The following is an 8,498-nucleotide window of genomic DNA, read 5'->3' as shown; positions in this document are numbered from 1 at the left end:
TGCCCCCCCCCCCCACCAACAACCGCGCTCCCCCGTCCGACCGCCCGCGCTACGCCCGCCCCCCCCCCCGGGGGCGGGGGGGCCCCGGGGGGGCCCCCCCGCTTCGCCCTGTCCTACTGCGGGTCCGCGCCCACCGCCACTGGCCGGGACGGGTCCGAGGACCACTCGGACCAGGAACCGACGTACAGGGCCGCCGGGATGCCCGCCACCGCGAGCGCCAGGACCTCGTGCGCGCCGGAGACGCCCGAACCGCAGTACACGCCCACCTCGGTGTCCGGCGAGACACCGAGGGCCTTGAAGCGGTCGCGCAGCTCCGCGCCGGGCAGGAAGCGGCCGTCGGGGCCCACGTTCTCCGTGGTCGGCGCCGACACCGCGCCCGGAATGTGCCCGCCGACCCGGTCGATCGGCTCCACCTCGCCCCGGTACCGCTCCCCCGCGCGCGCGTCCAGCAGGACGCCCGTACGGGCCAGCGCCGCGGCCCCGTCCGCGTCCAGCAGGCCCACCGCGCCCGGCTCCGGGGTGAAGTCGCCCTCGGGCACGGTGTGTTCCCCGGTCTCCAGTTCGCCCTGCCAGGACGGCAGACCGCCGTCCAGGACCCGCACGTCCGGGTGACCGGTCCAGCGCAGCAGCCACCACGCGCGCGCGGCAGCCCAGCCCTGTCCGCCGTCGTACACGACGACCGGACGGGACCTCGACACGCCCGCGCGGCGCATCGCCGCGCCGAACTCCGCGAGGTCCGGCAGCGGATGCCGGCCCCGGGACCCGGGTGCGGAGGCCAGCTCCCGGTCCAGGTCGACGTAGACCGCGCCGGGCAGATGCCCGGCCGCGTACTCGGCCCGGCCGTCGAAGGCGGGGGCGCCCGCCGCCTTCGCCAGACTCAGCTGCCAGCGGACGTCCAGCAGCACGGGCGGGGTCTGCGCGGTCAGCTCGTGGGCCAGATCGGTTGCGGTGATGATGGCTGTCATGGCGTCCATCCATACGCCAGGGGTGGCCTCGGCGTCCAGGTCCGGCTACTCTGCTCCGCCGACACCTCGATCACGAGGCGTAGGGGATCGAGCACGTGCTGTACAGCCGAACAGGCAGCCGCCGGCCATCCTCAGGAGAGCGGCGAAAGACGGCAGATCTGGCATTCTCCCGGATACACCGCCGGGTCGCGGCGCGGTAGGGCCCGCGGCACCGGAGAGGATGCGGGCACCGGCACGGGCGGACACGCGAGCCGCGTGGACACCCCTTCCGGGGAGCGGAAGCGACACGGCCCCCACGAGGGGCCGAGGAGAGAGTGATCGATGACCGAGGCACGGGAGTCGGCCGGTCCGCACGCGTGGTGCGTGCCCGGCGCACCCTGCTGGGTGAGCCTGATGGCGCACGGGCTGACCGCCACCGAGGAGTTCTACGGCGAGCTGTTCGGCTGGGAGTTCCGGCCGGGCCCGCAGCAGCTCGGCCCGTATGTGCGGGCGCTGCTCGACGGGCACGAGGTGGCCGGCATGGGCCAGCTGCCGCCGGATTACCGGCTGCCGATCGCCTGGACGCCGTACTTCGCCTCGGACGACGTGGACCGGACGGCGGACGCGGTCCGGCTGTGCGGGGGCACGGTCGCGGTCGGCCCGCTGGACGCGGCCGACGCCGGTCGGATGGCCATCGCCGCCGACCCCTCCGGGGCGGTGTTCGGGATCTGGCAGGGCGCCGCGCATCTGGGCACAGCGATCACCGGGGTGCCCGGCACACCGGCCTGGAACGAGCTGCTCACCTTCGAGACCGAGGGCGTCGCCAAGTTCTACGAGACGGTGTTCGGTTACGAGGAGGAGCCGATGGTCTCCCCCGGCTTCGACTACGTCACGCTGCGCGTCGGCGGCCGCCCGGTGGCCGGTCTGCACGGCGTGGGGCACGCCCTGCCCCGGGACCGGGGCCCGCACTGGCAGACGTACTTCGAGGTCGCCGACACCGACGCGGCGCTGCGGCAGGTCGCCGGCCTCGGCGGCCGGGTGCTCAGCCCGGCCCACGACAGCGCGCACGGCCGGGTCGCGACGGTCGCGGACCCGGAGGGCGCGGTCTTCTCGGTGCTCCAGAACCCGCGCTGAGCCGCTGCGCGATCAGGCCGGCTGGACCGGCAGGACGTCCGGGGAGAGGGCCGCTGCGTGGGAGGACGCGGCGGTCATCCGGCGCCGGTGATGACGGCGGCACAGCACCTCGTAGCCGACCTCGCCGGCGGACTGGTTGACGTCGCCCACGACCACCTGGGCGCCCTCGACCACCATCGCGCCGCCGACCGTGCGGGCGTTGTGCGTGGCGCGGGCGCCGCACCAGCACAGCGCCTCCACCTGGAGCACCTCGATGCGGTCCGCCAGCTCGACCAGCCGCTGCGAGCCGGGGAAGAGCTTGGAGCGGAAGTCGGTGGTGATCCCGAAGGCGTAGACGTCCAGCCCGAGATCGTCCACCACGCGCGCGAGCTGGTCGATCTGCTCGGGGGCGAGGAACTGCGCCTCGTCCGCGATCACGTAGTCCACCCGGCCGCCCTGCGAGAGGTGGTCGACGATGTATGCGTACAGGTCCTGGTCGTCCGCGACCTCCACCGCGTCGGTGACCAGCCCGAGCCGCGAGGACAGCTTGCCCTCGCCCGCGCGGTCGTTCCGAGTGAAGATCATGCCGACGAGGCCGCGCGCGGAGCGGTTGTGCTCGATCTGGAGAGCCAGCGTCGACTTCCCGCAGTCCATCGTTCCGGAGAAGAACACCAGCTCGGGCATGAGGAGTTGAGCACCTTTCGGTGAGAGGTCACAGCGGTGGGAAGGGTCAGGAGCGTACTTCGAGCAGCGGGACGAACTGCTCGGCGGGCGTCATCGAACCGTGGTTGCCGACGAGCGCGGACTCCTTCGGCTCCCGCTCGGAGGCGATGATCAGCACGTCGTCGTGCGCGGCCGCGATCACATCGCCGAGGCGCGCGAGGACCCGGTCGTCGACCCGCGGCCCGAACCAGCCCGCCGCGACCGCCTCGTCCCGCGAGGCCACCCAGAACTGCTCGCCGAGCACCTCGCGCCAGCAGGCCAGTACGTCGTTCTCGGCGCCCGGCACCGCGTACACATGCCGTGCCCGGCCCTCCCCGCCCAGCAGGGCGACCCCGGCGCGCAGCTCCCAGTCCGTGTCGAAGTCGAGGCGGTGCTCCTCGTCGAAGGGCACGTCCACCATGCCGTGGTCGGCGGTGACGTAGAGCACGCTGCGCGGCGGCAGCTGCTCGGCCAGGCGCTGGGCGAGCCGGTCCACGCACATCAGCTGGCCGCGCCAGGTGTCGGAGGCGACGCCGTAGCGGTGGCCCGCGCCGTCCAGCTCGGAGTAGTACGTGTACACCAGCGAGCGGTCCCCGGCGGCGAGTTGCGCGGCCGCGAGGTCCATGCGCTCCTCACCGGTGAGCCGGCCGTGGAAGGTGCCACCGCTGAGCGCGACCTTGGTGAGCGGGGTGTTCTCGAACAGCGGCGAGGAGACCTGGGCGGCGTGCACCCCGGCCTCGTGGGCCAGCTGGAAGACGGTCGGGTACGGCTGCCAGGGGCGCGGGTCGGTGTACGGCTGCCAGCGGAGCTGGTTCATCAGCGCGCCGGTGGCCGGGTTGCGCACGGTATAGCCGGGCAGGCCGTGGGCGCCCGGCGGCAGCCCGGTGCCGACGGAGGCGAGGGAGGTCGCGGTGGTCGCCGGGAAGCCCGCGGTCAGCGGGCGGCCGGTGCCGCCGCGCGAGCCGGCGAGCAGGGAGGTCAGGAAGGGGGCCTCGGCGGAGTGCGCACGCAGCTGCTCCCAGCCGAGCCCGTCGATCAGGAAGACGCAGACCCGGTCGGCCGCGGTCAGCTCCGGGATGGTCGCGGTCAGGCCGGGCACGCCCATCCCGGCGGCCAGCGTGGGCAGCAGGTCGGCGAGGGAGCCGGTGCCGTACTCGGGCAGCGGTGCGGTGTCCAGGGCGAGCGGTTCCGGGTGGTCCCAGGCGGAGAGCTGGGACATCAGCGGGCGATGTCCGCGGTCGCCTCCGAGATGGCCTGCGCGAAGGCGAGCGCCTGGCGCACCGTCTCCGGGCCGTCCCCCGCCTCGCTGACGCGCAGGCTGAGGTCGTCCGCCGTGGAGCTGCCCGTGTAGCCGTGGTCGGCGTCGCAGTTGGGGTCGCCGCAGGCCGCGGGCTCCAGGTCGAGGCGGTTGACCGCGCCCCAGCCGATGGTCAGCACGACCTCGCGGGGCAGGGTGCCCGGGGTGTACTGCTCCGGGTTCGCGACGACACGGCTGACCACGACCGACGAGATCCGGTCGAGCTTCACGGACTCGGTGGAGGTGGTGGCGTACGGCGTCGGGGAGGTGTTGTCGGCGGCCTGCTCGTCGGTGTGGCTGACGATGAAGCGGTTGGTGCTGAGGACCAGCACGGTGACGTGCCGGCGCACCTCGTTCTGGTCGAACGTGGTCTCCTGGTGGACCAGGTACGACCGGATGGGCTCGCCGCCCACAGCGGCCTCCACCGCCTCGGCCACGAGGGCCGGGTAGTAGCCGCTGCGCTCGATCGCCGCGCGCAGCCCCTGGGTCGTCGTACTGGTCTTGGCCATGGCGTCCATCCTAGTCCGTGGGCAAGGGGGGTCCGGGACAGTCGTACAGACCCGGGGCGGGCCGCGCGGGCGCGCTCCGGGGCCTCGGGGCGGTTCCCGGCGGCTCCCCGGAGAGCCTCGCCGGCCGTCCCGGTCGCGGGCGGCGGGTCAGTACGCCGGCAGTGTGCGCGGGCCGAGGTCGTCGCGGGCGGGGGGCGGTGCGAGCCGTACGGTGGCGCCGAGGACGCTCGCGCCGTGCGGGGCGACGACGACCGGTTCCAGGGTGACCGCCACCACCTCCGGGTGGTCGTCCACCAGCCGGGAGACGCGCAGCAGCAGCTCCTCCAGCGCGGGGGTGTCCACGGGGGTGGACCCGCGCCAGCCGAAGAGCAGCGGGGCGGTGCGGATGGACCGCACCAGGGAGGCGGCCTCCCGGTCGGTGACCGGGATCAGCCGGTGCGCCATGTCCCCGAGCAGCTGTGAGGCGGCCCCGGCGAGCCCGAAGGACAGCACGGCCCCGGCCGCCGGGTCGATCACGGCGCGTACGACGGTGTCGACGCCGCGCGGTGCCATGCCCTGCACCACCGGGCGCAGCTCCTCCGGCGCTCCGAACAGCTCGGTCAACTCGGCGTACGCCCGGCGCAATTCCTCCTCGCCGGCGAGGTCCAGCCGGACCCCTCCGAGGTCCGCGCGGTGCCTGAGGTGCGGGGCGGTGGCCTTCAGGGCGACCGGGTAGCCGAGGGTGCGGGCGGCCTCGGCGGCGGCGTCCGGGGTGGGCGCGGGCAGCGCCCGGCGCACGGGGATGCCGTACCTGCCGAGCAGCTCGCAGGTCTCCGCCTCGGAGATCGTGAGCCCCTCCCCGCGCGCGAGCAGCTCCCCGATGAGCCGGGCGGCCCCCTTCTCGTCGATGTCGTCGTATTCGGGCACCTTCCCGGGATCGGCCGCCTCCCGCCGCCACTGCGCATACCGCACGGCTTCGGCGAGCGCCCGCACGGCACGCTCGGCGGCGGGGTAGGCGGGAATGAGACGGCCGTCGTCGGGGAGGACCGGGCCGGGCGGGGGGACAGCTGGGCCGGCTGGGGGAGGCGCATCCGCGACTGGGCTGGGCGGCGCAGCCGCTCCGGGGGTGGGCCGTGCATTCGTTCCCGTGGTGGGCGGCGCGTCCGCTGCCGGGGTGGGCCGCGCATTCGCTCCGACGGTGGGGGGCACACCTGGTCCCGCGGTGGGCCACGCTTCCGCTCCCGCGGTGGGCGGCGCACCTGGTTCCGCGACGGGCGGGCGGCCGGAGGGACGGCGGGGCTCCTGGGCGACGCGCTCGGCGCCGGGGGGTTCGGATGCGGTGCTCGCGGCGCCGGGGGACTCGGATGCGGTGCTCGCGGCACCGGCCTCGGTGCCCTGCCCCGCTGCCACGGCCCGCGGCGCGGTGCCGGGGGCCGATGAGGCGGCCTCGGTGCCGGGTGCCGGTGTTGCGGGTTGGGGGGCCGTGCTCGTCGCGGCCGAGAGCGCTTCCGCCAGGCCGCCCAGTTCCACGTGCACCACCAGGACCGGCTTTCCCGGCACCGCGGCCGAGGCCGACCTGAGTGCCTCCGCCAGCTCCGCGTCCCCCGGCGACCCCTCACCGATCGCGGGGATCGCCGTCACCACGACGGAGTCGACCGTGTCGTCCGCCAGCGCGGCGCCCAGTGCCCGGTGGAAGTCCTCCGCCGTCGCCGCCGTGGTCAGGTCCACCGGCCGCGCCGGCCGCAGCCCCTCCGCCAGACACCGGTCGTACGTCAGCACGCCCAGCGACTCGGAGTTGCCGAGGATCGCCACGCGCGGGCCGGCGGGCAGCGGCTGCCGGGCGAGCAGCAGGCCCGCGTCGACCAGCTCGGTGATGGTGTCGACGCGGATCACCCCGGCCTGCCGCAGCAGCGCGGAGACGGTCGCGTACGGCAGCCGGGTGGCCCGTACCGCGTGGCCCTGCGGCGCCGTGCCGGTGCCCTGCACCACGACCAGCGGCTTGGCGGCGGCCGTGCGCCGGGCGAGCCGGGTGAACTTGCGCGGGTTGCCGATGGACTCCAGGTACATGAGGACGACGTCGGTGTCATGGTCGTCGTACCAGTACTGGAGGACGTCGTTGCCGGAGACGTCGGCGCGGTTGCCGGCGGACACGAAGCTGGACACGCCCGTCACCCCGGTCACCCCTCCACCGCGCCGGTGCAGCCGGGACAGCAGGGCGATGCCGATGGCGCCGGACTGGGTGAACAGGGCGATGCGGCCGGGGCGGGGCATCTCGGGCGCCAGGGAGGCGTTCAGCCGGACGCCGGGGGCGGTGTTGATCACCCCGAAGGCGTTGGGGCCGAGGATCCGCATGCCGTACGTGCGCGCCTGCCGGACGAGCGCCCGCTGGCGTTCGCGTCCCTCGGTCCCGCTCTCGGCGTATCCGGCGGAGAGCACGACGAGTCCCTGGACGCCGTGTTCCCCGCACTCGGCGACCACCCCGGGCACGTGCTCTGCCGGTACGGCGACCACGGCGAGGTCGACAGGGCCCTCGATGTCCCGCACCGAGCGGCGCGCGGGCACGCCGTCGACCTCCTTGAGATCCTCGGGGAAGGCCCGGTTCACGGCGTACAGGCGGCCGGGGAAGCCGGCGTCGCGGATGTTGCCGAGGACGCTGCGGCCGACCCCGCCGGGGGCGCGGCCGACGCCGACGACCGCCACGGAACCGGGGACCAGGAGCCGGCGTACCGAGTGGGCCTCGGCGCGCTGTTCCCGCGCGCGCTGGACGGCCAGGGACCGGTCGGTGGGTTCGAGGTCGAACTCCAGGCGGACGACGCCGTCCTCGAAGCTGCGCTTCTGGGTGTACCCGGCGTCCGTGAAAACCTTGATCATCTTGGTGTTGGCGGGCAGCACCTCGGCGGCGAAGCGGCGGATGCCCCGCTCGCGCGCGACCGCGCCGATGTGCTCCAGGAGCGCGGAGGCGACTCCGCGGCCCTGGTGGGCGTCCTGCACCAGGAAGGCGACCTCGGCCTCGTCGGCGGGGGCGGAGGCGGGCATACCGTCGGCGCCGATGCGGTCATAGCGTACGGTGGCGATGAACTCGCCGCCGACAGTGGCGGCGAGCCCCACCCGGTCCACAAAGTCGTGGTGCGTGAAGCGGTGGACGTCCTTGGCGGACAGTCGTGGGTACGGCGCGAAGAAGCGGTAGTACTTCGACTCGTCCGAGACCTGCTCGTAGAAACTGACCAGGCGGTCGGCGTCATCAACGGTGATGGGCCGGATGCGCGCGGTACCTCCGTCGCGCAGCACCACGTCCGCCTCCCAGTGGGCGGGGTACTCGTACCGGCCGTGCCGGTCCGCCGAGGTCTGCATGGGCCCCAGAGTACGGCTCGCGTACGACAACGGCGCGAGGCAGTCTGTGGAGGACGAAAACCCGGACCGAGGCCGCGGTCCGGGGACACACCGGGGTGGGCGCGGGTCCGCCCCGGGCACGCTTCACGATATGGGAAACTGGTCTAGACAACCCTGAACTCCGAAGGGCAGCAACACATGGCTGAGCGCCGCGTCAACGTCGGCTGGGCCGAGGGCCTCCATGCCCGCCCCGCCTCCATCTTCGTCCGAGCCGCCACGGCCGCAGGCGTCCCGGTGACGATCGCCAAGGCCGGGGGCAACCCCGTCAACGCGGCCTCGATGCTGGCTGTCCTGGGCCTGGGCGCCCAGGGCGGCGAGGAGATCGTCCTCGCCTCCGACGCCGAGGGCGCGGACGCCGCCCTGGACCGGCTGGCCAAGCTGGTCGCCGAGGGCCTGGAAGAGCTGCCCGAAACGGTCTGAACATCGGCCCACTGAATGCCGGAGCCGGGGGGGGGGGGGGGGGGGGGGGGGGGGGGGGCCGCCCGGCGGGGGGGGGGGCCGCCGCGGCCTCGCCGCGGCTGCCGCTCACCTACACATTCCCATACCCCACATATCATTATAAAC

At 74.5% G+C, this 8,498-nt stretch carries 7 protein-coding genes; 2 read left to right on the top strand and 5 right to left on the bottom strand.

Features of this window, described 5'->3' with window-relative positions; genetic code table 11:
* Positions 1–113: 113 nt before the first annotated feature.
* Positions 114–965: a sulfurtransferase gene (locus ACFVIU_RS03945; protein ID WP_385840453.1), complete on the bottom strand. Its 852-nt coding sequence runs from the start codon at positions 963–965 to the stop codon at positions 114–116.
* A 321-nt stretch (positions 966–1,286) separates the two neighbouring features.
* Here ACFVIU_RS03945 and ACFVIU_RS03940 point away from each other — a divergent pair, with 321 nt between their 5' ends.
* A complete protein-coding gene (locus ACFVIU_RS03940) occupies positions 1,287–2,078 on the top strand; it encodes a VOC family protein (RefSeq protein ID WP_385840452.1) in 792 nt (263 codons plus the stop codon).
* A 12-nt stretch (positions 2,079–2,090) separates the two neighbouring features.
* Here ACFVIU_RS03940 and ACFVIU_RS03935 read toward each other — a convergent pair whose 3' ends face one another.
* From ACFVIU_RS03935 to ACFVIU_RS03920, 4 genes are all read right to left on the bottom strand, one after another.
* A complete protein-coding gene (locus tag ACFVIU_RS03935; protein ID WP_385840451.1) occupies positions 2,091–2,741 on the bottom strand; it encodes a thymidine kinase in 651 nt (216 codons plus the stop codon).
* Between the two features lie 46 nt (positions 2,742–2,787).
* Complete coding sequence (locus tag ACFVIU_RS03930) at positions 2,788–3,978, bottom strand: alkaline phosphatase family protein (RefSeq protein ID WP_385840450.1); 1,191 nt, start codon at positions 3,976–3,978, stop codon at positions 2,788–2,790.
* A complete protein-coding gene (locus tag ACFVIU_RS03925; protein WP_385840449.1) occupies positions 3,978–4,574 on the bottom strand; it encodes a DUF5998 family protein in 597 nt (198 codons plus the stop codon). The genes ACFVIU_RS03930 and ACFVIU_RS03925 overlap by 1 nt, the downstream gene beginning before the upstream one ends.
* A gap of 138 nt (positions 4,575–4,712) precedes the next feature.
* Positions 4,713–7,895 carry a GNAT family N-acetyltransferase gene (locus ACFVIU_RS03920; RefSeq protein WP_385840448.1) on the bottom strand — a complete coding sequence of 1,061 codons (3,183 nt, stop codon included), beginning with the start codon at positions 7,893–7,895 and terminating at the stop codon, positions 4,713–4,715.
* Between the two features lie 177 nt (positions 7,896–8,072).
* Between ACFVIU_RS03920 and ACFVIU_RS03915 the strand changes: the two genes are divergently transcribed.
* Complete coding sequence (locus ACFVIU_RS03915; RefSeq protein ID WP_030563197.1) at positions 8,073–8,354, top strand: HPr family phosphocarrier protein; 282 nt, start codon at positions 8,073–8,075, stop codon at positions 8,352–8,354.
* Positions 8,355–8,498 lie beyond the last annotated feature (144 nt).

It is taken from the genome of Streptomyces sp. NPDC127190 (assembly GCF_042672505.1).
Lineage (GTDB): Bacteria > Actinomycetota > Actinomycetes > Streptomycetales > Streptomycetaceae > Streptomyces.
The sequence above is the reverse complement of the archived record's forward strand: the minus strand, read 5'-3'. Positions and strand labels throughout refer to the sequence as shown.